This window comes from Paenibacillus sp. CECT 9249, assembly GCF_918697855.1.
Taxonomy (GTDB): Bacteria; Bacillota; Bacilli; order Paenibacillales; family Paenibacillaceae; genus MSJ-34.
In genome coordinates this window covers 1-22,185 of the sequence record NZ_CAKKLI010000005.1, presented here as the reverse complement: position 1 = coordinate 22,185, position 22,185 = coordinate 1, and the positions used below count along the sequence as shown (strand labels likewise).

Annotated in this window: 27 protein-coding genes and 3 pseudogenes; 18 read left to right on the top strand and 12 right to left on the bottom strand. The window is 37.3% G+C overall.

Annotated elements, in window-relative coordinates:
- The first annotated feature begins 152 nt into the window (after positions 1-152).
- Complete coding sequence (guaA, locus tag LQ229_RS06460) at positions 153-1,691, top strand: glutamine-hydrolyzing GMP synthase (protein ID WP_230191216.1); 1,539 nt, start codon at positions 153-155, stop codon at positions 1,689-1,691.
- A gap of 56 nt (positions 1,692-1,747) precedes the next feature.
- Here the strand turns inward: guaA and LQ229_RS06455 are convergent, their stop codons facing one another.
- The 4 genes from LQ229_RS06455 to LQ229_RS06440 all read right to left on the bottom strand — a co-directional run bounded on the left by LQ229_RS06455 (position 1,748) and on the right by LQ229_RS06440 (position 4,368).
- Entirely contained in the window at positions 1,748-2,959 is a 1,212-nt protein-coding gene (locus tag LQ229_RS06455) for a tyrosine-type recombinase/integrase (RefSeq protein WP_230191215.1), read from the bottom strand.
- Positions 2,960-2,997: 38 nt separating this feature from the next.
- Complete coding sequence (locus LQ229_RS06450) at positions 2,998-3,183, bottom strand: DUF3173 domain-containing protein (protein ID WP_018709270.1); 186 nt, start codon at positions 3,181-3,183, stop codon at positions 2,998-3,000.
- A gap of 509 nt (positions 3,184-3,692) precedes the next feature.
- Positions 3,693-3,947, bottom strand: coding sequence for a helix-turn-helix domain-containing protein (locus LQ229_RS06445; protein ID WP_050349793.1), 255 nt, complete (start codon positions 3,945-3,947; stop codon positions 3,693-3,695).
- Complete coding sequence (locus LQ229_RS06440; protein ID WP_149472855.1) at positions 3,931-4,368, bottom strand: sigma factor-like helix-turn-helix DNA-binding protein; 438 nt, start codon at positions 4,366-4,368, stop codon at positions 3,931-3,933. Before LQ229_RS06440 ends, LQ229_RS06445 begins: the two co-directional genes overlap by 17 nt.
- A 194-nt stretch (positions 4,369-4,562) precedes the next feature.
- Here LQ229_RS06440 and LQ229_RS06435 point away from each other — a divergent pair, with 194 nt between their 5' ends.
- A complete protein-coding gene (locus LQ229_RS06435) occupies positions 4,563-4,742 on the top strand; it encodes a hypothetical protein (protein ID WP_230191214.1) in 180 nt (59 codons plus the stop codon).
- 87 nt (positions 4,743-4,829) lie between these two features.
- Here the strand turns inward: LQ229_RS06435 and LQ229_RS06430 are convergent, their stop codons facing one another.
- From LQ229_RS06430 to LQ229_RS06420, 3 genes are all read right to left on the bottom strand, one after another.
- Positions 4,830-5,984 carry an acyltransferase family protein gene (locus LQ229_RS06430; RefSeq protein ID WP_230191213.1) on the bottom strand — a complete coding sequence of 385 codons (1,155 nt, stop codon included), beginning with the start codon at positions 5,982-5,984 and terminating at the stop codon, positions 4,830-4,832.
- 99 nt (positions 5,985-6,083) lie between these two features.
- Entirely contained in the window at positions 6,084-6,305 is a 222-nt protein-coding gene (locus tag LQ229_RS06425) for a hypothetical protein (protein WP_077735380.1), read from the bottom strand.
- Between the two features lie 24 nt (positions 6,306-6,329).
- A complete protein-coding gene (locus LQ229_RS06420; RefSeq protein WP_164217503.1) occupies positions 6,330-7,043 on the bottom strand; it encodes a GAP family protein in 714 nt (237 codons plus the stop codon).
- Between the two features lie 95 nt (positions 7,044-7,138).
- Between LQ229_RS06420 and LQ229_RS06415 the strand changes: the two genes are divergently transcribed.
- The 7 genes from LQ229_RS06415 (at position 7,139) to LQ229_RS06385 (ending at position 11,713) form a co-directional block, all read left to right on the top strand.
- Positions 7,139-7,744, top strand: a complete 606-nt coding sequence (locus tag LQ229_RS06415; RefSeq protein WP_010097529.1) for a TetR/AcrR family transcriptional regulator — start codon at positions 7,139-7,141, stop codon at positions 7,742-7,744.
- Positions 7,745-7,786: 42 nt separating this feature from the next.
- A complete protein-coding gene (locus LQ229_RS06410; protein ID WP_206270236.1) occupies positions 7,787-8,020 on the top strand; it encodes a hypothetical protein in 234 nt (77 codons plus the stop codon).
- A 5-nt stretch (positions 8,021-8,025) separates the two neighbouring features.
- Positions 8,026-8,613: a GrpB family protein gene (locus LQ229_RS06405; protein ID WP_230191306.1), complete on the top strand. Its 588-nt coding sequence runs from the start codon at positions 8,026-8,028 to the stop codon at positions 8,611-8,613.
- A gap of 279 nt (positions 8,614-8,892) precedes the next feature.
- Positions 8,893-9,714 (top strand): helix-turn-helix domain-containing protein, encoded by an 822-nt coding sequence (locus LQ229_RS06400; protein WP_010097527.1) that lies wholly within the window; start codon positions 8,893-8,895, stop codon positions 9,712-9,714.
- A gap of 128 nt (positions 9,715-9,842) precedes the next feature.
- Entirely contained in the window at positions 9,843-10,286 is a 444-nt protein-coding gene (locus LQ229_RS06395; RefSeq protein ID WP_010097526.1) for a VOC family protein, read from the top strand.
- Positions 10,287-10,815: 529 nt separating this feature from the next.
- The gene (locus LQ229_RS06390) at positions 10,816-11,376 is read left to right on the top strand and encodes a DUF2306 domain-containing protein (RefSeq protein ID WP_230191212.1); all 561 of its coding nucleotides are present in this window, start codon (positions 10,816-10,818) and stop codon (positions 11,374-11,376) included.
- Positions 11,377-11,533: 157 nt separating this feature from the next.
- Positions 11,534-11,713 carry a TetR family transcriptional regulator C-terminal domain-containing protein gene (locus LQ229_RS06385; protein ID WP_230191211.1) on the top strand — a complete coding sequence of 60 codons (180 nt, stop codon included), beginning with the start codon at positions 11,534-11,536 and terminating at the stop codon, positions 11,711-11,713.
- A 231-nt stretch (positions 11,714-11,944) separates the two neighbouring features.
- Here LQ229_RS06385 and LQ229_RS06380 read toward each other — a convergent pair whose 3' ends face one another.
- The 3 genes from LQ229_RS06380 to LQ229_RS06370 all read right to left on the bottom strand — a co-directional run bounded on the left by LQ229_RS06380 (position 11,945) and on the right by LQ229_RS06370 (position 13,910).
- Complete coding sequence (locus LQ229_RS06380) at positions 11,945-12,457, bottom strand: SRPBCC domain-containing protein (protein WP_230191210.1); 513 nt, start codon at positions 12,455-12,457, stop codon at positions 11,945-11,947.
- A gap of 19 nt (positions 12,458-12,476) precedes the next feature.
- The gene (locus LQ229_RS06375) at positions 12,477-12,827 is read right to left on the bottom strand and encodes a metalloregulator ArsR/SmtB family transcription factor (protein WP_230191209.1); all 351 of its coding nucleotides are present in this window, start codon (positions 12,825-12,827) and stop codon (positions 12,477-12,479) included.
- A 330-nt stretch (positions 12,828-13,157) separates the two neighbouring features.
- The gene (locus LQ229_RS06370; protein WP_206270229.1) at positions 13,158-13,910 is read right to left on the bottom strand and encodes an alpha/beta hydrolase; all 753 of its coding nucleotides are present in this window, start codon (positions 13,908-13,910) and stop codon (positions 13,158-13,160) included.
- A 317-nt stretch (positions 13,911-14,227) separates the two neighbouring features.
- On the opposite strand from LQ229_RS06370, the pseudogene LQ229_RS06365 reads away from it, so the two are divergent.
- Positions 14,228-14,448, top strand: a pseudogene (locus tag LQ229_RS06365) (helix-turn-helix domain-containing protein); the annotation flags it as partial.
- Between the two features lie 178 nt (positions 14,449-14,626).
- Here the strand turns inward: LQ229_RS06365 and LQ229_RS06360 are convergent.
- Entirely contained in the window at positions 14,627-14,953 is a 327-nt protein-coding gene (locus tag LQ229_RS06360) for an SDR family NAD(P)-dependent oxidoreductase (protein WP_230191208.1), read from the bottom strand.
- Between the two features lie 193 nt (positions 14,954-15,146).
- On the opposite strand from LQ229_RS06360, the gene LQ229_RS06355 reads away from it, so the two are divergent.
- The 8 genes and pseudogenes from LQ229_RS06355 to LQ229_RS06320 form a co-directional block, all read left to right on the top strand.
- Positions 15,147-15,704 (top strand): TetR/AcrR family transcriptional regulator, encoded by a 558-nt coding sequence (locus LQ229_RS06355; protein ID WP_230191207.1) that lies wholly within the window; start codon positions 15,147-15,149, stop codon positions 15,702-15,704.
- A gap of 440 nt (positions 15,705-16,144) precedes the next feature.
- Positions 16,145-16,291, top strand: a pseudogene (locus LQ229_RS06350) (GrpB family protein); the annotation flags it as partial.
- A gap of 26 nt (positions 16,292-16,317) precedes the next feature.
- Positions 16,318-16,980 (top strand): rRNA adenine N(6)-methyltransferase family protein, encoded by a 663-nt coding sequence (locus LQ229_RS06345; protein ID WP_230191206.1) that lies wholly within the window; start codon positions 16,318-16,320, stop codon positions 16,978-16,980.
- Between the two features lie 812 nt (positions 16,981-17,792).
- Positions 17,793-18,641, top strand: a complete 849-nt coding sequence (locus LQ229_RS06340) for a sialate O-acetylesterase (protein ID WP_230191305.1) — start codon at positions 17,793-17,795, stop codon at positions 18,639-18,641.
- Positions 18,642-18,689: 48 nt separating this feature from the next.
- Entirely contained in the window at positions 18,690-19,220 is a 531-nt protein-coding gene (locus LQ229_RS06335) for a helix-turn-helix transcriptional regulator (RefSeq protein ID WP_230191205.1), read from the top strand.
- Between the two features lie 471 nt (positions 19,221-19,691).
- Positions 19,692-20,456, top strand: a complete 765-nt coding sequence (gene map, locus LQ229_RS06330) for a type I methionyl aminopeptidase (RefSeq protein WP_230191204.1) — start codon at positions 19,692-19,694, stop codon at positions 20,454-20,456.
- 498 nt (positions 20,457-20,954) lie between these two features.
- Entirely contained in the window at positions 20,955-21,197 is a 243-nt protein-coding gene (locus LQ229_RS06325) for a single-stranded DNA-binding protein (RefSeq protein ID WP_230191203.1), read from the top strand.
- A gap of 18 nt (positions 21,198-21,215) precedes the next feature.
- A pseudogene (locus LQ229_RS06320) lies at positions 21,216-21,563 on the top strand (response regulator); the annotation flags it as partial.
- Between the two features lie 96 nt (positions 21,564-21,659).
- Here the strand turns inward: LQ229_RS06320 and LQ229_RS06315 are convergent.
- Positions 21,660-22,185: AAA family ATPase (locus LQ229_RS06315; protein ID WP_230191202.1), on the bottom strand; the 526-nt coding region annotated here is incomplete at its 5' end.

Genomic DNA, 22,185 nt, shown 5'->3' with positions numbered 1-22,185 from the left:
CTTTCCCAAGTATCGCATCTTCCGTTTTGTCGAATAATAGACGGAAAAGATTGGCCGCGCGCGGCGGCGACCGGTCGGACCGAACTTGCCTTGACGTTGGGTTTTGTCGTTTCGTATAATTAACTTCATGAATTGAGGGAGGCGCACGGATAATGAACAAGCCAAATGAAATCATCGTTGTTCTCGATTTCGGGGGACAATATAACCAACTCATCGCAAGAAGGATTCGGGATTTAGGGGTATATAGCGAGCTGTTGCCGTACAATACGCCGGTGGAACGCATTCGCGAGCTTGCGCCGAAAGGGATCGTATTCTCCGGAGGCCCTTCCAGCGTATATGAAGAGAATGCGCCGCATGTCGATCCGGCCGTATACGATTTGGGCGTGCCGATTCTCGGCATTTGTTACGGGATGCAGTTGATGTCCCACCAATTGCAGGGCAAAGTCGAACGGGCGAATAAACGCGAATACGGAAAAGCGGAGGTGGAATTCACCGCCGACTGCCATCTCGCGCGCGGGCTGGAAGGCAAGCAAACCGTATGGATGAGCCATAGCGATCTCGTCGTGGATCCGCCGTCCGGATTTGAAATCGACGCCAGTACGGAACATGCGCCTGTTGCGGCCATGAGCCATCGGGAGAAAAAACTGTACGCGGTGCAGTTCCATCCCGAAGTGCGCCATTCCGTCAAAGGCAATGAAATGATCCGCAATTTCCTGTACGAAATTTGCGGTTGTGCGGGCAACTGGAGCATGGAAACGTTCATCGAGGATACCATACGCGAGATTCGCGAACAGGTCGGCGACAGCAAAGTGCTGTGCGCGTTAAGCGGCGGCGTCGATTCTTCCGTAGTGGCCATGCTCGTCCATAGAGCGATCGGCGACCAATTGACTTGCATGTTCATCGATCACGGCTTGCTGCGCAAAGGGGAAGCCGAGGGCGTCATGGACACGTTCGTCGGCAAATTCGACATGAAAGTCGTCAAAATCGATGCGCGCGATCGCTTCCTGTCCAAATTGGCGGGCGTATCCGATCCGGAACAAAAACGGAAAATTATCGGCAACGAATTTATATACTGTTTCGACGACGAATCGAAAAAATTGGGCAAATTCGACTTCTTGGCGCAAGGGACGTTGTATACCGATATCGTTGAGAGCGGCACGGCAACGGCTCATACGATCAAGTCGCATCATAACGTCGGCGGACTGCCGGAAGATATGGAATTCAAGCTGGTCGAACCGCTGAGCGCCTTGTTTAAAGACGAAGTGCGCAAGGTAGGCGAAGAGCTCGGCTTGCCGCGTGCGATCGTTTGGCGCCAGCCGTTCCCGGGACCGGGACTTGCGATTCGCGTATTGGGCGAAGTAACGGAGGACAAGCTGCAAATTGTGCGCGATTCGGATGCGATTTTGCGCGAAGAGATCGCGAACGCCGGATTGGATCAGGAAATCTGGCAATATTTCACCGCCTTGCCGAACATGAAGAGCGTCGGCGTAATGGGCGATGTGCGCACCTATTCTTATACCGTCGGCATCCGCGCCGTTACTTCGATCGACGGTATGACCGCCGATTGGGCGCGCATTCCATGGGATGTGCTCGAGAAAATTTCAGTGCGTATCGTAAATGAAGTCGACAACGTCAATCGCGTCGTTTACGACATTACGTCGAAACCGCCTGCGACGATTGAGTGGGAGTAGTTGTCGGAGAGCTGAAACCCCTTTGTTTATAAGGGTTTCGGCTCTTTACTCTATTTTCATTGCATTGTTATTGCATTATTTGTTTTTAAACCTTTACGCAGGTAACGAGCAGTGAATTGATTCTTGGGTGAAGTATCTTCATTTTCTGTTGCTGTTTGGTAAGACATAATACCTTCTAATTTATGGGCTACTTCAAAGTTACTGTTAGGATACAAATGTCCGTAGGTGCCAAGTGTCGTTTCAATATCTTCATGTCCTAGGCGGTCTTTAATGATTAATGGGTTTTCGCCCATACTAATAAGCAAAGAAGCGTGAGAATGTCTTAAAGCATGTAATCTAATTCGATGAACCCCAGCTTTTTTTGAAAAACGTGTAATGGCATTCGCTAACGTATGCTTTTGTGTGGGGATACCATTATAGCTCATTACAAAATTGGTTTGAACGACAGATTGCTGCACGTCCTTCCATTCGCTGAGTAACGTTAGTGTATCTCCATCTAATGCAATATGACGAACACTAGCCTTTGTTTTTGGTTCTACAAAAGAATAGTTATCCAAATTCTTATAGTAAAGTGTTTTATCGATAGATAACAGACCTTTGTCAAAGTCAATATCTTCCCATTGAATCGCAGTGGCTTCTCCAATTCGCATGCCTGTCATAAATAAAAACCACAATGAAATAAATAAAAAATGTTGATAATAATCTTCTTTATAGAAAAGAGAGATGACCTTTTCAAATTCTGCTTTTGTCCAAAAGTCTATTTTGGTCTTTGTTTTCTTCACATTACCTACAATTTTCGATGGATTATTTTCAGCTAGTCCTAAAACAACAGCTCGATCCATTGCCATAGAAAACAACCCTTGAACATTTCTAATATAAGAAGAACGATACTTCTTTTTAGATAATGCTAATTGCCATTTTTGAACATGGATCGGGGTAATTTCCGTTGTGATTAAGTTATTAAAAAAAGTGAAATGTTTTCTTACAGTCGGTAATCGATTATCGTACGTTCTTCTTTTTACTTGTGTTTTGTACCAAGGTAAGAAAATATCTTCAATAAAATGTTGGAATAAAACGTCATCTTGCTTTTCTTCTAGTGCATCTGGTTTTGTAAGTAGTAACCTTGAATATTCTTCCCTTGCTTCTTTTTTAGTTTTAAAACCACTGCGGTACTTCTGAATTTGCTTGCCAGTGATGGGGTGATATCCTAAATTTGCCCTAAAATAATAAGTTCCGTTCTTTGCTTTTTTGACGATATCTTTAGTCATGATTTCACTCCTTACGCAATTAGTGCAAGAAGTACAAATCACACATCTAAAGTTATCCCTAATACTTCCTCTACAGCTTCTTTAGGAACACGATCTAACTTTTTAGATTGATAATACGTGTGCCCTTTTGATATCATTAATTTTTTACACTCTCTAATAATATCAGCTGAAAAAGAGGGACCATAACCTAGCGCTATCAAGTCTTTTTTAGTGACGGTAACCATATGAACTCCTTTCCATAGACTAGGATATGCTATTTGATATCTGTCTATTATTATATCGCGTCTATAAAACTAATTCTAATACGTTGCGTGAATTTGACCCTTGCACTAAAATAAAAAGGTTCTATTGTCATAACTTGATGGTTACTGTAATTTGTCTTGCTAAATTGAAAGTCAAAAATCAGACGGCTGTTGGTACAGCTCCACGGGAATTTCACCCCTGCAAGTATTTCTTCCAGCCCTACTCATAGCTTGCGACGCTTTGAACGCTCGAGCCATGACGATAGGGGAGTATCATTATCCTGACTGATGGGTTATCGCCAACAATCCACCACGATTGCATTAGATTCATAGATTATCGCTCGTTTCTAACGAAAGTCATGGCGTATGAATCAAGTGGCTCGTCATCAGTAAAATGTATCTGATTTTTTAGTTTATACTGCAAAGCGTTATCTTCTGTGCTTTCTTTGTCAAAGAACAATATATGTGAAAGGGAAAACTTAACCATGTAATCAAATCTTGAAAGCTAAAATGCCCTGCATAAGCTTCGAACGTAAACGATCATGTGTGTCTACATCAATGCCCCAATACGTATTACCACGCTCATCATAAAGTTTACGCATAGACAAACTTGCGATATAGCTTCCATAATGCAAAATAACGTAATTCATCGCTTCTGGATCACCCTTATTTGCAGCTAAAATAATTGGATACGGTAATAAGCCACATTCGTTGTCTTTTGTGTTAGCATCAATCATCCCAGTCATCTGCATGTTCCTCCAAAAATCGCTTTAACCTTTTAAAAGAGCTTGTCCGTCTATACTGAACCGTACTACGAGGAATCTCTAGTAGTTCGGCTATTTCTACATCTGATTTATCAAAAAAATAGTATAGTAGGACTGTCTTACGCTTTTCTATTGGCAAAGTACGCAACGCTTCAGCGAGTAATTTCGGAGTTATTTTCTTTCCAACCACTTGAAAACTTTGTCCTTCTTCTCCTTCATATTGCTGATCTAAGGTATAGAGTTGATTTTCTTCTTGTGGTGTGAGATCAGAAAATGTCATCTCCTTTGCTTGTCGTTGTTGTCTTTCGTTGAAAATATTAATTGCTTCATTCTTCAATACACGTTTACAAAAAGCATTAAATGCACAGCGAACTTGCCACTCGGTACGATCTGGTTCTATCATGCATTTCCTCTCCCTTCGCAACTGCAAAGGTGGGTGATGATTTCCCCTTTCATAACCTTCAACAAGATTTTTTATGAAATGCCAAAAATAAGAGCAATATTTTAAAAAATATTCATTAAATACAAAAAAGCCCAACTGAACATAAGCCAGGTGGGAGTAAAAATTTATACATATTATTAAATGGAAAATTCTATTTGAAAAAGTTGAAAGCCTTAGTTCAAGAAGAAAACAAAATACGACAAAAAGTAAAAGTAGTATATGAGCTAAGGCACGATTATCCTGTGAAGGCATTACTCAAAATTGCCGGTATTCCACGTAACACTTATTATTATAAAATTAATACTTTTAAGCACTCAGATAAAAATCCAAAGTAGAAAAGGCTCATTAGTTCTATTTTTGAGAAGCATAAGGGCAGATATGGTTATCGTCGTATCCTCTTTTTTCTTTAAAACTCACCATCCCTAAAGAATCTTTGACACAAAGGGAATCTGTCGAATTATATAACCTAACAAGAAGCAAAGTGGAATCGTGATCAGAATCATAGCTAGAAACATGAAAGATGGTGGAAAGTGGATGACCTTCAATCCAGCCATAACAATAGCGATAATCGGTATATGAATGATGTAAATCACGAAGGAATGGGTTGACAAGAAGCTCCAACCTTTTCCTTGATGAAAAACTCTTTTGCGAAAGAATATGATTAATCCGAGAATGATGCCAACACAAAATAGAGCTTCCCAAAGAGAATAAACCAAAGATGTCCAGTTCCAGCCGCCTGAAAACTGTAATCCGTCTACCCCAAATATCAAGACTAAGGGAAGGAGAAGAATCGATGCTCCAATTGCAATTCCAAAACCCGCTCTACCCATAGAATCAGGAGTATTTCGAAACCAATTGCGTTGGTAAGCGATGATGCCCAAAATGAATAGCCCGACATATTGTGGGAGATCATAGCCGCTTGCTGTAAAAAGTCCAACAAATGATTGAACCCCGGGAGATCCACCGGGTAAATCAAGAGCAGGGACCCACAGTCTTATGATGAAGTATCCTACTGCTAATATCATGACAAAGAAGGTAAACATCTTGTAGGTGGGTGGCGTACTCTGACGAACTACTGATAGCTTATTTTTACTCATAAACTTCGCCCAGACTGCGTATAAACAAACGAATACGAAAAGTAGCTCGACGTACCACATCGGGCCATAGGTTAAATGTGAAAAATAGGTTTGCCATGTAAATGGCTCCTGGTTAAGTATATAGGCTTCAATTGATTGAAATTGGCTAAGAATGAGAACGTAGAAGATAAACGGGACTAGGAACCGGATGAATCTATCTTTGATAAATCGGGTCGCTCCATTACGTTCAAAAGATGAAGGAACAAAATATCCGGAAATAAGAAAAAACGTCCCCATGAAAAAAGTCTGATTAAAAGCAAGGAATAGAAGGCCCATAACAACCCCAATAGACCCTTGTGATAATACTTCGTTATAGATGGAAAAATACACTAAATGATGTAGCACTACTAACATTGTAAGAGCTGCCCTTAGGTTATCAATAAAGTATAACCGACCTTCCTTTTGGAGAGACGAGCTCCCTATATGTCTTGAATTCATCATAATTCTTATGTTCCCCCTATTAATATTTAAAAATATATCTCAACGGAGCATCCGCCAAGCTGGACGGCTATGTATAATCCGTCCTATTTGCTCTATATTTTAATTTTCACTTTTAGTTGATCCGCCTATTTTCCAAGAGGCTAAACTTATGATCCCGCCAACTACAATAAATATAATGTCCATAACAATTTCAAATCCCTGAAACGCATCAATATAATTTACCAAAAACCAACTTTTTCCACCATTAGTCAAATGATTGATTAATCCGCCTACTCCCTGTATAACGAAAAGTAGACCAAGTCCACTGATAATTTCTTTCATGATGAACACCTCATTAATAATTTTTTAATTTAATATGCCTCTAAGACCGATGTTGAAAAAAACCGCACCTACTACTCCTATCGCTACCAAGAGTGAGGAAATCGGAGCTTCATTTAATTTTGATCTAATTTTATTTAGAAATTGTTGCAGTCTCTCTTTAAACATAATATTAACCCCTAACAAAAGAAGAGAAGGAAGCACCATTACAAGATTGTAGCCAATTATAATAAAGATAGAAGAGGAAGGCTCAATTGTTAGGTGATTCATTAACAAAATGGAATAAAAGTAAGGCAAAGCAGTTACAAATTCAATTAGAAAAACAATGATACCTAACATGATCATCCCTTTCATCGTTGTTTTTTGGGGTATAAATGAAATTAAACGTTTTTTTGTATTATCATTTGGTTTACAGAAGCTAATTAGAGCCATAACTGCTCCAAAAAGGAGATAAAACCAATTGATAAAGTCAAATTCAGATAATTTTCCAATTCCTTTCAATAGTGAATCTCCACCAAAGTATAGGAATAAGCCCACTACGAAGTAGCCAAACTGCGTAATAAATAAAAAAACAAGCAAGCGAGAAGATAATTGATTAGGCTGTGTCAATAATAAATAAGCTGTTACAGCAAGTACACCAGGACTTAATATATCAATTAATGCGCAAATAGAAATAATTAGCAAAGCTATCGATGTGTCTATTGATGAAGAAGGCATCAATGCTTCAATACTTTCAATCAAATGTAGAGTCCCCCCTTTTTATATGTTATAATTTAAATAACACACTGTGTTAAAAATATAATAACACACTGTGTTAATAAAAGGAAGTGATTTTTATGCCAAGGATTGTTAATCATGAAAAAAAGAGAAAGTCAATTGCTGAAGCCGCTTGGAATATAATTAAGAAAGAGGGAACAGAAAAAGCCTCCATAAGAAGAGTTGCGATTGAAGCAGGCATGTCTGCTGGAGCGTTAAGACATTATTTTTCAACTAAGGATGAAATGTTATTATTTATCATGGATTATTATCTGGAAGAAGGTAAAAAACGATCTCAAAGTAAAAGTTGGTCAGAAAATCCATTGCAGGCTGTCGAAGAGGTTTTATTGGAGCTTGTACCAATTGATGAAGAAAAGAAAATCGAAACGAGTGTTTGGTGGATTCTTGCACTTCAGTCACTTACAAGTGATACATTAAAAGAAAAGAAAGATGAAATGACTAACGGTACATATGAATTAGCAAATTCAATGATTGAGATATTAGTCCTAAAAGGGATTTTATCTGATTCAACTAATGTAAAATTAGAAAAAAGTAGGCTAGCGGCATTAATTGATGGATTGTCCATTCATGCTCTGTTAAGACCTGATGTCTACTCTCCAGAAAAGGTGAAGGAAGTAATCCGTTATCATTTAGAAACACTCTGTAATGAAAGTCAATTGAATTGATTTTGCAACCGTTAATCTTCATTTGTTTGCCGATTACATACAGTGATGGCATTGGCGTCAATATTCTTTGATGAGCCATTTACAATAACTATAGATTATTTTATACTTCTCTTTACTTTTGGAATTGCTCTACAGCTATATAAAAAGTATACAGGAACATTATGGATGAGCATTATCTACCATATTGTTTATCTTGAAGTGGCTAGATATATTTCCATGGGTGGTATGTTGAAAAGTGCGGTACGTTTGAATGCTATTGGAGGGAGATTTAATTGACTTTGATGCACGATAATTTAAAATCTAAAAATGAAGAAAAACTGCAAGAAGTAATGGTTGGAGAGCTAAAATCTCACAATGCACAAATTACGCTCCTTGACTATGATCCGAAATGGCCGAAGTTATTTGACCGAGAGGCTAAAAGAATTTATTCCATACTTGGTAAAAAAGTACTTCAATTGGAGCACGTTGGATCAACTTCAGTGCCAGGTTTATGTGCTAAGCCAATTATTGATATTCTATTGGTTGTGAAGGATTCTGCTGACGAAAGTGCTTATGTTCCTGACTTGGAGGAAGCCGGCTACACTTTACGTATTCGAGAACCAGATTGGTTTCAACACCGACTTTTTAAAGGCCCCGATACAGATATTAATTTACACGTATTTAGTAAAGGCTCATCTGAGATAGACCGAATGTTGCGGTTTCGCAATTGGCTAAGAATTAACCATTCCGATCGAGATAAGTATGCAAACGTAAAGCGTAACTTAGCTCACCGTAAATGGAAACACGTCCAAGACTATGCGGATGCAAAAGGTTCAATAGTACAGGAAATTATGGAGAGAGCAAATGTGGTCGATGAGAAGAAGGGTTGAAACTTACAAATTCCTTTTATAAGGGTGAAGGTATTTAATAATATTATTTATCAGTAAGATAAGTTTGTAAAATAAAAAGTCCTGTTATCACGTCATAACAGGCAACTTGATTTTTCTACACTTATTAAGAAAATGGAAAAGGGTTAATTATAAGTCCTTTTCTACCAAATAATCCGAATACCCTAAAAAATAAGGATTTAAATGACATTGTTGATCGAAATTTTATTTCAAGCCAACAATAATGGTGCTTTTTAGAATAAATTAAAGGTAGTGATTGCTATGGTTGTTTTTCAAACCTACCACCCCCCGCCTCCCTTGTCGAATTTTATAAATATTTTTTGGTATTACAAAAGTTATAAGCCGCCTCATGAAATGGAACGCGTCCTTCCAGACGGCTCTATGGAATTAGTTATCAATCTAGAAGAGGACTTGATAAAGGTATACGATCAAAAGAATCAGGACCGATTCAAAAGTTTTCGTGGGAGCGTGATTTCTGGACCGCATTCAGATTTTACTGTTATCGACACAGCATGTCAAGCTTCCACAATAGGGATTCACTTTAAGCCAGGTGGTGCTTTTCCATTTCTTAATATATCAGCCAATGAATTATATAATAGGCACGTATCTCTAGAAACACTTTGGGGGGCAAAAGCGGTCGAAATGCGAGATCAGCTTCTTGAAGTTGAAATGCCAGCTGCCAAATTTAGAGTTCTTGAACATTACTTATTGGAGATGATAAATCAAGCCTCAGCTCTTCATCCAGCAGTTGTCTTCGCGTTAAAGAAATTTCAGGATTTCCCTTATCAGTTAAAAATTGCTGATGTGACTGATCAAATTAGTTTGAGTTCACGCCGTTTTATTCAGGTATTCAAGGAAGAAGTGGGAATGACACCCAAACAATTTTACCGCATCCAACGTTTTCAGAATGTACTTCAGCTCATTAATGATGGAGAGCAAATTGATTGGACAACATTTGCGTTAACTTGCGGTTATTATGATCAGGCCCATTTCATCCACGATTTTCATGCATTTTCTGGTCTTAGCCCAACAGTCTACCACATGAATCAAGAGAAACAACAAAATCACGTTCCACTTAAATAGGGTCATTTTTTTACAATACAATTCATTCCACCGTAATTTAGAATAAATTTGATGCAATCATTCCCAATATCTGACCTGTTTCTTTGGAATAATTGCATCCAAATTTAAATTCATTGGAGGAATATTTCATGACATCGAATACAAAAGGCATTCCAGCAGGATACCACACAGTGACACCGTACATGATTATCAAAGATGCAACAGCTGCCATTTCATTTTATAAAAAGGCATTTGGAGCTACTGAACAGATGCGTGTTACAGATAACAGCGGTAAAGTTCAGCATGCAGAAATCAAAATCGGTGATTCACCAATCATGATTGCTGATGAGTTTCCAGCATACCCGATTATGCAGAGCCCCCAGTCTCTTAAAGGAGCTGGGATGCATATTTTTCTCTATGTTGAGGACGCAGATGCACTTTTTGCACAAGCTATTGATGCAGGAGCAAAGGAACTGGAGCCCGTAGAAGATCATATTGAAGGCGATCGACGTGGAGGTGTAATGGATCCCTTTGGGCACATTTGGTGGATTGCAACACATATAAAGAATGTGCCAATTGAGGAAATACAATAGCACTTTGTAGGTTTTGTTAATCCTATTTGATGGGAATAAAACTACAACTTAATTTGAAGTGGGAATGCTGTTTTAACAGCATTTACCCTAATTTAAAACGGACATATTGATTAAAAATAATATAGTTCCCTGCCAAAAACCCTGTCAATAAAAAATTTTGGCAGGGAACATTTTTAGTAGGAAAAATAGGGTATCGACTTATAAGAAATACAGCTTACTGTTTCTAGTGTTCAATTTCCTGACACAAAAATAAGATTCCCTTGGCCAGGAGAATCTTGCGGTATGAACGTACTTCATGAAAACTAGAAGTCTATATAAAATTAGCTATATGACTCGTTTATTGAAAAAATTTTAGAATATGTAAAGGTATCCTGTAAGGGGGATGAGAATTGATGGAGTTTATGTTTATGATTGCTCGGTGGTCTCATGTTTTAGGGGGATTTTTAGCATTATGTGTGTTTTGGGTTCCAATAGTTACGAAGAAAGGGAGAAAGACGCACGACGTAGTGGTTGGGTATATGTGGTTGCCATGAGCATTGTATCCATTTCAGCATTATATATGGGGATTTACCGCCTTGCTTGGGATCCGTCATTTCACGCAGAGGATGTTCCATTTTCTTGGTTTCTGATTTTTATTGCTATTTTAAGTGGAGGAGCAGCATGGTATGGCATACGAGTCCTTCGATATAAAAGACGCCGAAATACTCACAAGCATGTGATTGATTTGTTTTTTCCGATACTATTACTTACCTTTGGTATCGCAATTAGCATATACGGTTGGAAGATTGATTTTCCGTTATTGAAGTTTTTCCCTATTATAGGTGTGTTTTTGGGAGGAATCCAACTGCAATATTGGCTGTCTGCTCCAACCAGAAGATCTCATTGGATAGTGGAACATATAATAGGTATGCTATCATGCTGTATCGCAACCGTTACTGCATTTGCCGTCTTTGGTGCACCAAGACTTCTTCAAATTGAATCTGTCAGTTTAATTGTATGGGGCATTCCAATCCTTGTGTTTGCTCCGCTTATTTTTGGATTCACCAACTATTATACTAACAAAATGGATGGAAAACGTTCTGCATCTTGAACGTGTGAAAAGAATACCTGCACTAATCAATGAATAAAATCTTTTATGTTCCTGCGGAAAATAGGTGCAATTTTCCAGATCTCATTTTTTAAAAAAATAAGGTATGGGGGAGAAACAAATGAATAATAATTAAGTTACCTATAAATTAGCAAATTCAATGATTGAGATATTAGTTCTACAAGGAATTTTATCTGATTCAATTAATGTACAATTAGAGATAAGTAGGCTATCGGCATTAATTGATGGCTTGTTCATTCATGCCCTGTTAAGACCTGATGTTTACTCTCCAGAAAAGGTAAAAGAAGTAATCTGTTATCATTTAGAAACAATCATCTAGGTTACCTTGCCTACCTTATTCCCTTTTAATAGGATCGCCAAATTATTGGCATTGGTCTACAGTATCCTGAAATTAGCTGAACCTCGCAGGCTACTTTTCGAAGATTTTTTAGAAACGAAAAACAAGAGGAAGAAAGATATTTTCCCCTCTTGTTTTATTTTCGAGACTTATTAGACAGCCCTTTGTGAGTGTTTTGTCAAAAATCATATTAAATGATCAAAGCTTTATTCTCTAATTTAATCTCTCTACCAGTACATCTAAATTATTCCACGTTTGTGTGATTCCTTCCAACAATCCCATGTCCAAAACAGCTTGCAGGGAATCCGCAGAATCGAATTCAGAACGGCTGACCAATTTTGTTTGACTGCCTAAATCGATGAATTCCATCGTGACCTCTGGAGAAGGCATGGACTCATTGATATTACCTTCTGCATCCGAAAAATAATCGTTATAAACAATCTTTTCTGGCTCAATAATGTCTTTATAAATGGTTTTGTTCCAAGATTCCATTCCATATTCTTCTTGATTCTTATCAACACATTTCATGCAATAGTGCCATACGCCTCCTGGGCGAAAGTCCATGTTGCAAACGGGCAGTTCCCAACCATCCGTACTCCACCAGCGCTTTAAATGCTCTGGTTCCTTAAATAGTTGAAATAGTTGATCACGTGGCATATCATAAACTCGTTCTAAAACAAGAAACCTTTCATTCTCTACTCTTGAAACCATTTTGTTATTTGGCATAATTTTTCCTCCTTACTTTTCACTTGTTCCTTTTTTGTTTGTTTTGCAATTCTTGTACATAATCGTCCAAGTTGTCGAGTTTCCTTTCCATATTCTTTTGAAAGGAAGTCGCCCAATATTCTATTACTCGGAAGGGCTCAGACCGTAGCTTGTAATATCGACGATTAGCTTCTGGCTTCACTTTTACAATTCCATTGTCACTCAGCACCTTTAAATGCTTTGAAACATGCGGCTGGCTCAATTCCAACCGATTAGCAATTTCTCCTACTGTTAAAGGCCCATTACGCAGCAATTCAATGATTGCCATCCGATTAGGTTCAGCCAATGCCCCCATCATAGATGCATTCATGCCTGGAATTTTACCTGACATGTCGCTCACCTCATTAAAAAAATATCTATTTTTATCATCGCATCCCCTCTCTGACACTTGACTTAATTCTTGTGATTTGAATATAACACAAACGGAATATAACTGTAAAGGCATATTTAATGTATTTCATCTATCCCAAGTCATTTAGGAGTCTCAAATTGGTATTCTCACTCTTTGAATGATACGTAGTCAAAATCCATAATCAATTGCTTTCGTAAGCTATGCTTATATACTTGTCAAAACCACATTCAGGACAACGTTCTGGTGGGATTGCTTCCATTTGCGATTTTCCCGAACTGGAACTGATCCCTTATCTGTGTTTTCGTGATATTACCATTCTAGTAAGCTCAAAAAATGACTGATGTGGTCGGAAACGTCCTTAGGATGGGTCAAAGTGATGATGTGATTAGCGCCAGGTATACGCACAAAGTTAATATTGGGAATTTCCTTATATAATTGTGCGATTTTAAAGAGATCTTCTGAGTCCTCCTCGCCTATGATAAAAAGTGTCTTCGTTTTAATTTCTCCCAATCTTTCCATCGCTGAATTGGAGGAAACAGTTTCGAATGTTTTCCAATCAAAGGTCTTTTGAATATTATGTATCATCATTTCGCGCAATAAATCGTATGCTTTTCCGATAGAAACGCTCCAGGAAGGCTCACTTAATGTTATATTAGTCATTTTCTCGACATCTGGTGCAGCTTTAGAAACTCGGCTCTCTAATTCCGCATGTTCGGAAGAAAATTTAAACCCCGACAGGCCTGGAGCGACCAATACCAGTTGAGAAACCCTTTTCGGATAGGTCAGAGTAAAATCAGTTGCAATTTGTCCGCCTAGGGAATGTCCAACGAGAGCACCTTTCTTAATTTTAAGATGGTCCAAAAGTTTTCTAAGATCCTCAACATAATCAATGGGTTCATTCGGAATGGGTGACCTTCCTGCACCCCGGACATCAAGAGTGATTACTTTGAACGACTTTGAAAGATGTGGTGTGATGAATTCCCAGTCACGTGAATCCATAGCTCCACTATGAAGGAGTATAACCGGCTTTCCGTTTCCTTTAATTTCGTAATGAAGATCCATCTATTTCAATCTCCTTTCCCTGAAAAAAGTAGGCACTGCTCATGACTATCTTCGTTTCATTTCTAAGATTCCTTTTCATATCCCCCAAACAGTTCATAAAACCATTTATTAAACTTGTTCGGTTAAAGGAAGTTTAATGTACCTTACAAATGATTTAATTGTTTAAGAAGGTCCTATTTCACCACTTTATTAATGTCCATCCGCTTTAATGTTCCAATGAGTGATTTTAGAACCTAAACATCCCCCTTATTTATTTCACACACTGTGATGAAACGATAATAACACAGTGTGCGAAATAAAAGCAAGAGGTGATTTGAGTGCCGAAAATAGTTGATCATGATCACAAAAGAAAAATGATCGCTGAAACACATTGGAAAATTATTGAAACGGAAGGCATTGAAAAAGCATCTATCCGAAGAATTGCATCTGAAGCTGGAATGCCTACCAGAGCACTAAGACATTATTTCTCAAACAAGATGAATTACTATTATTTATTATGGAAAATTTTCTTGCTCATGAGAAAGAACGGTCGGAGAATACTGCACGGCGATATCTTCCGTGCTATTTTTGTTAAAGAACAAAATTAAAATCAAAAAATTAATTTATTATTAAAAGGGGAGTAATTGTAGGAGAGCTAGAAACGCCTTTGTATATCAAGGGTTTGGCTCTTTTTTTATTTTCCATTGCACTTTTTGTTTTTCTATCGATAGTCTACGTTAAAAGACGGTATCCATTTGAGCACGAAAATCATCAAGAGATCCATCTTCAATGGATGCGATATTTCCGTATCCAGCGTTATTAACCACTACATCAAGTCTTCCAAAAATTCGGTGGGCTTGTTCAACTACTTCGAATACGGCATGTTCGTTTGTAACATCTAAATCCAGCGGATGAATTTGATCGCCATATTGTTGTACTAAATCAGCCAACTTTTGAGGATTGCGCGCAGTGGCAATGACTTTGTCCCCTTTTTTGAGTGCGGCTTCTGTTATACTGCGCCCTAATCCTCTGGAACTACCAGTTATAAACCAAACTTTTAACATAAAAATCCTTCCTTTCTTGTTTAGTATAGGAAATCATGTAGTATAAAATAAAAAAGCATCTTTTTGGATTGAATGTTCAATCCAAAAAAGATTATAATTCTAAATTTCTCCTTTGTCAATGTTATTGATTTGATTGACAAACCCTAATGATTTATCTTACAATATGGAATGTATATTCCATGAGGTGAAGACGATGAGTAAGAAAGATGATATATTTGATGCTACATTAGCACTAATGATTGAACATGGTATGCAGTCTGTTACACTTTCAAAGATTCTTGAACGGGCGGGAGTTGGATCAGGGACTCTTTATAATTATTTCTCCAGCAAAGATGAATTGCTTTACGAGTTGTTTCAACAGATTATGCAGAGAATGTCTGACGAAATTATTGCCGGATATGATAATAATGCGGACGTTAGACTAAGGTTTAACCATTTACTGAGCGGATATTTGGATTATATAATCCGAAATTATGATGAAAACAACTTTGTTTCTCAGTATTCACATTTGCTCCATAAGATTAAACCAGAGGATTGCTCTACAAATGATTTTACAACTGCATTGGGAGAAACTTTTAAAGCAGGGAAAGAACAAAAAATCATTTTGGATATGGAAGTCCCCATCCTGATACAAATTGTTACAGGTATTTTGATTTCTGTTATCAACGGATATAAAAGCAATAAATATGAATTGGACGACCAGAAAAAGAAGAATATACTCAATATCTGCTGGAATTCAGTTCGTGCGTAAAATCTCAGTCACTTAGTTACCTTTTTTGATTCATCAAGACTTTTGATAGTGTAGGTCTTCTCCTTAACGGAGAAGGTCACTTTATTACATAGAATTTTTAGTGTTACAAAACAGTAAGCAATATGACTGTTAGTATTCAATTTATGATTGTATTTTTAAATTACATATATAGATAGCAGGAGTTATCTATTTAAAGCTCTAGGTCTGTTTGTTGCAAATTAAATGTGCCTAATTGAGCATTGTTGCATTGCCCAAAACATAGGTCCCCTTTGACGATTGTAATAGCCCCAATAGGTTTGAAAATAATGAGTTTAGCTTCTTCTCTATATCAAAATTGATAAAAGTTAGTACATTCACACTTTAAACAACTTAAGAAGTTTTCAGCACAGGCATTATCATAGTGGCTATCCTCCCCTACGACACGTATACTCTGCCTTTTATTATTGTCTAATTAGCAAGATCGTGACAAATATGGACAAGTCAAACGAACTCTTGCTAAGAAGAAAAGGCGTCATGTTCAGCATTACGCGGATGCTAAAACATCAATCGTTCAAGAAATCATGGAACGAGCGATTACAGAAGAATAAGTGCAGTTTATAGGACCATTTGTAATTTGAACTTTAAAGAAGATGATCTTGTCTACGAGATAGGTACTGGAAAAGGTCATTTAACGGAATCTTTAGCAAAACGAACGAAAAAAGTTATCTCTATAGAGAAAGATAAGTATTTAACTGAAAAAGCGAAAAAGAAGTTAAAAACGTACGCCAATGTGCGAGTATACCACGTGGATGTTTTGAAATACTCGTTTCCCAATAAAGATATACAATATCGGGTGTTTGGAAATATTCCATTTAACATTAGTACCGACATAGTGAGGAAAGTTGTTTTTCATAGTCGTGCATATCAAATTGATTTGATTGTTGAGTATGGTTTTGCTTTGCGACTGATGGATTCATCAAGATTACTTGGGGCTCTTTTGTTGCCAGAGGTAGAAGTCCATATACTAAAAAAGATTCCGAATTATTATTTTCATCCTAAACCAAATGTTCAATGTGCATTGGTTCGTTTGGTACGGAGATCAAATCGTTTCAGTAAAAAAGAAAGAGAGGAATATAAAAAATTTATTGAAGCGTGGATATCGGGAGATATTCATTTGATATTTACAAAAAATCAATTGAGAAGATCGTTAGCGAAAGCTGGAATTACTATAGAAAAGCAAATAAATTATTCTCAAGCTCTCTCTCTTTTTAAAAGCTATAGATTATTTAATGGATGATGTAGTCGTCAAACCATATTAAAGAAATAAAAACTAAAGATTAAAGGTAGAATGAAAAATTTATTTAGGAAACTATACGTTTAAAAGAGTGAGTTCATTGTTAAGGAATGCTGATGAATCAAAAATCAGCATTTCATGTCAAGAGGATAATAGGGATAGGGGATATCTATACTCTATCCCTATTTTAATGTTTCAGAAAATTACATTGTTGAGAATGGTTTATCAGTTTTAAAAGTGATAGAATCAAAAAAGGCAATGTCTAGTGTTAAAGCTAGTTTCATTCATTAACCAAATGAGAATTTCTTGCCTTTATATATTATCTGTCTGTTTTCTATAAAATAAGATTGGTCTGTTACTATCTGTTATTCTTGATGTAAATTTTACCACATTTTTCCAACGTTTGTTGAGTCATAAAAAATAATTAAAAGCTAGTGAATGTGTTCCCTCTTATCGATAATATCAAGAAATAAATTAAATTATAGTTTACTGAAAATTAATGCCAACTGGGGTTTGAAGTAACGTATCTCCCTTAGTCGGCTATTTTTTACGATTAATTAGCTCAGAAATCAATTGGAGAGCGTAAATGTAAAAATAATGGATGAATAGGTCTCAGTCTCGTCAAAAAATATTGTTGACAATAAGTCTAATTAGACTATAATGCTTATATGATATTCGTCTAATTAGACTATGATCATTTTTATAACTCAAGAAAATTGAACGAAGCAGTCAATTAACTGAGTATCTCCACAATATTTATTGAAGCTTGGAAGTATTTCTTCGTAAATAGCAAATAGAAAGAAAGGATGAAGAAAATGATGAAATCATTTTTAATGATAGGACAATCTAATATGGCAGGGCGAGGGTTCATCCAGGATGTACCTCCCATTTATAATGAAAAAATTAAAATGTTGCGTAATGGAAGATGGCAAATGATGACGGAACCCATTAATTATGATCGCCCTGTTTCTGGAATCAGTCTAGCTGGTTCCTTTGCAGATGCATGGTGTCATGAAAATCCAGAAGAGACGATTGGCTTAATTCCTTGTGCGGAAGGTGGCAGTACACTGGATGAGTGGCATGTAGATCAGGCTCTTTTTAGACATGCTATAACAGAAGCAAAATTTGCTATGGAGAATAGTGAATTAACAGGAATTCTTTGGCACCAAGGAGAAAGCGATAGTATGAATGGGAAGTATAAAGTCTATTACCAAAAATTACTTTCTATTATGAAGGCTTTTAGAGAGGAATTAAATGCCCCCAATATACCGATCATTATTGGTGGCTTAGGAGATTTTCTAGGTAAAGAGGGGTTCGGGAAAAATTGTACAGAATATAATTTCATCAATCAAGAATTGCAAAAATTTGCTTTCGAACAAGATAATTGTTACTTTGTCACAGCAGAAGGTTTAACATCTAATCCTGATGGTATTCACATCGATGCAATTTCACAAAGAAAATTTGGCTTACGATATTTTGTAGCTTTCTCTAATAGGCAGCATATATTAAATCCATTAAATAATGAAAATGAATGGATCAAGCTTCATGATGAGCGACCACATACCCAAACAGAAAAGATATATATGGCAAGTCTGGAATTGGCGTTAGGTAAAATTTCCTATTCTCATTTTGAAACACATCTGAAACAAATCTCTAAGGGGTAAGGTGTAGCATAACAGTATATGAGTTCGAGGTGTAAGGAGGGCGTTTTTTTGATTCCACTACTAATTTTAGGTCTATTAAAGCAAAAACCGGGTTCCTATGGGTACGAATTATTAGCCTTAATGGAGGAGCGTCATTATAAATATATCGTAAACTATACAAAAGGATCCTTCTATTATAATCTGCAACAATTAGAAGAAAAGCAATATATTAAAAAAATTGATCAACTGGATGACACGAGAGAAAAGCATAATTATATCATTACAGAACAAGGAAACAAAGAATTCGAAAAATTAATGGTAAAGTATGGATCTAAGACCGATTATATCAATTTCTCTTTTTATGCAGCGATGTTATTTGCTAACGAATATAAAAAAGAAGAATTTATAAAGCTAATAAAAATACAAATTGAACAAACGAAAAAGAAATTTTTTTTATTAGATCAAACACTTCAACATAATGAAGCTATCCCTACTTATTTTAAAAAGATGTTGGAAAATTCCCGTTCTCATCATGTCGTAAACGTTCAATGGTTTGAAGAATTATTAAAGGATACTACTAGTGAAAGCACATCTAAATAACCGAACACACCTCAGAAAGAAGACATCTAGCTATTATGAAGCTTGAGGAGGATTTGTTTTGCTGAGGTCTATCGTTATCAAAAAAATTGAAAGCAAATGGACAGAATCTATCTTTCTAAAGAGACTGAAGGGAAAAGGGATAGTTGGTATATAGCTTTTTTTAATATCAAAAGGGAAGATGCCATGAGGATATTAGAGCGTCCATTCGAGAAAACGGATTTTTATCAGAGCGAAAAGAATGTTATATATATTTATGGATCTGCTCCAACGGACGACGCTCTCCTAAAAAAGCCATCGTATACTGCTATGTTTCCTAGGATGTAAAGAATAAATCTTCTTCTTTTTTGGACTGCAGAGAAATAAAAAGGCTACTCGGCATTCTGGCTGAAAGCTTCGGTAGAAATATGGGAAATTAAATCAGTTTGAAACTTTGCAACAAAATCTTATAAAAATTTGAAAGCGGGAGTACACATGATTACCTTAAAATCTAAAAGAGAAATTGAGTTGATGGCTGAATCTGGATCGTTATTAGCCGATGTTCATATCCATCTACGAGATTTTATCAAGCCGGGAATTACCAGCTGGGACATTGAAGTTTTTGTGCGTCAATACATCGAAAGTCATGGAGGTATTGCTGCCCAAATTGGATTTGAAGGTTATAAGTATGCTACATGTATCAGTGTGAACGACGAAATTTGTCATGGATTCCCTAAAAAACAAGTCTTAAAGTCAGGTGATTTGGTTAAAGTTGACACGTGTGTCAATTTAAATGGCGCGATCTCGGACTCTTGTTGGGCTTATGTAGTAGGTGCAAGCACACCGGAAGTTGACAATTTGATGGCGGTAACTAAAAAAGCTCTTTATCTTGGAATCGAGCAAGCACAGGTTGGTAATCGGACTGGAGATATTGGTCATGCGATACAAGCTTATGTAGAAGCACAAGGGTACAGCGTCGTACGAGATTTTATTGCTCATGGAATTGGACCTAGTATCCATGAGGAACCTTTCTTTGCTCATTATGGGACACCTGGGAAAGGGGTTCGTCTGAGAGAGGGAATGGTCATCACGATTGAACCCATGGTGAATGTGGGTGATGGGCAAGTAAAGATGATGTCTAATGGATGGGAAGCAAGAACTCTAGATGGCAGTTTAAGTTGTCAATATGAGCATAGCTTGGCAATCACTAAAGCTGGGCCGTTAATTCTAACATCTCAAGGAGAAGAAGGAACTTATTAAACGAAATATATGATTTATAAATCGGCATTAATGGATAAGGATAGAAAAGTATTTCTATTTTAGCGGCAACCAGTGCTCCTTTTCTTTTATCCAATAAATCGCATGAAAAGAACGATTTTTCGTAATTTCATACGACCTTTTCTAGGGACTTATGTCCCCGCTCCTTTGCGCAGACAGTACGATTGGTAGATATGTTCCCGAGAACAGACATACTCAAAAGACATCAATACTATCCTCTCGAGCCACCCTCCTTGAGGAGTATGATGAGCAACTAGTAAGGAGACTTATAGAGAAAATAACGGTTTATGATGACAAACTAACTATTGAATTTAAATCTGGTGTAGAAGTAGATGTATAAACATAACCTTCATGAATGACCACCATTCAGGAGATATATTCTCTTGATTGGTGGTTTTCTTTCATTGATTGGAATTGGTAAAAGGCATATAATCTTAATAACAATGTTGTTGATATTGTTATTGATAAGGAGATGACAACATGAGTGATGTTAATGAGCTACTAGAAGAAGCTATTAAGGAAACTGAAAACTTGAATGCAGGTGAAGTCTTTCTTGTTAAAGATCTGTTCAAGGGTTATGTATGGAATAGAATACCCAGAAAGGATCGACTTCTGCTTGGGACTTTATTTTTAAACTACGTAAATAAAACGGAAGGTAATATAAAAGCTATTGAAAAGACTTCATCTAATCAACAGAGGTATAAAAAGACAATTGGCAAGTAGAAAGAAGGGAAAAAATTTATGAGTATCAATATTTTAGTTGTCGACGATGAACAAGCTATAGCAGATCTAATTGAAGTTTATCTAAAAAATGAAGGTTTTACAGTTTACAAATTTTATAACGGTCAAGATGCGTTACGATGTGTTGATTCAAAACAGTTGGAGCTTGCGATACTTGATGTTATGCTACCAGATATTGACGGTTTTACTGTCTGTCGGAAAATTAGGGAAAAGCATAATTTTCCAATTATCATGCTGACAGCCAAAGAAGAAGAAATCGATAAGATTACCGGGCTGACATTAGGTGCTGATGACTATATCACTAAACCATTCCGTCCTTTAGAACTAGTTGCTCGTGTAAAGGCGCAGTGTTATTGCTAACGCATAATGTCCGGAGATTGATGGTGTAAGTTATCCTGCTATTGACGGTTAATCTGACCGCATCCGGATATACGAGAGGGGGAATTATGATAATTCTCCCTGAATGACGCGTTTAACCATATGATCATCGATGATGCGGTGTTTGTTCTGGGCCCCATAGATTAAACAATGGGTGCATACTTTGTTGATTAGCCTAGCTGCTCCACTAGAAAAGCGATAGATGTCATCAATGGCTCCGTCGGTGAATATGTCCCGTTCCGCACCGGCATAGGTCATGTGTCTCTCGATGTAAGCTCCTGTTTGGGCCCGGTCGTAATGCGGAAGTTTGCATTGCAGATCGATGCGTTGACGAATTGCAGCGTAAGCTTGTAGGTTAATGCGATCCCAGAGTTCGCTTTGCCCGACAAGGATAAGAGCCATTGGGCTTTGTGCATCCATCTTAAAATTCAGAAGAAAGCGAACCTCTTCCAGCATCTCACGATCCAAAAGATGACTTTCATCCACGACCACGACGGGCTGCAATCCATGAATTCCTCGCATGAGCTCAATCTCCCGATGCAACTGACGCTTCGCATCCCCGCGATAAAACTTCGACTCACAACCGAGTTGT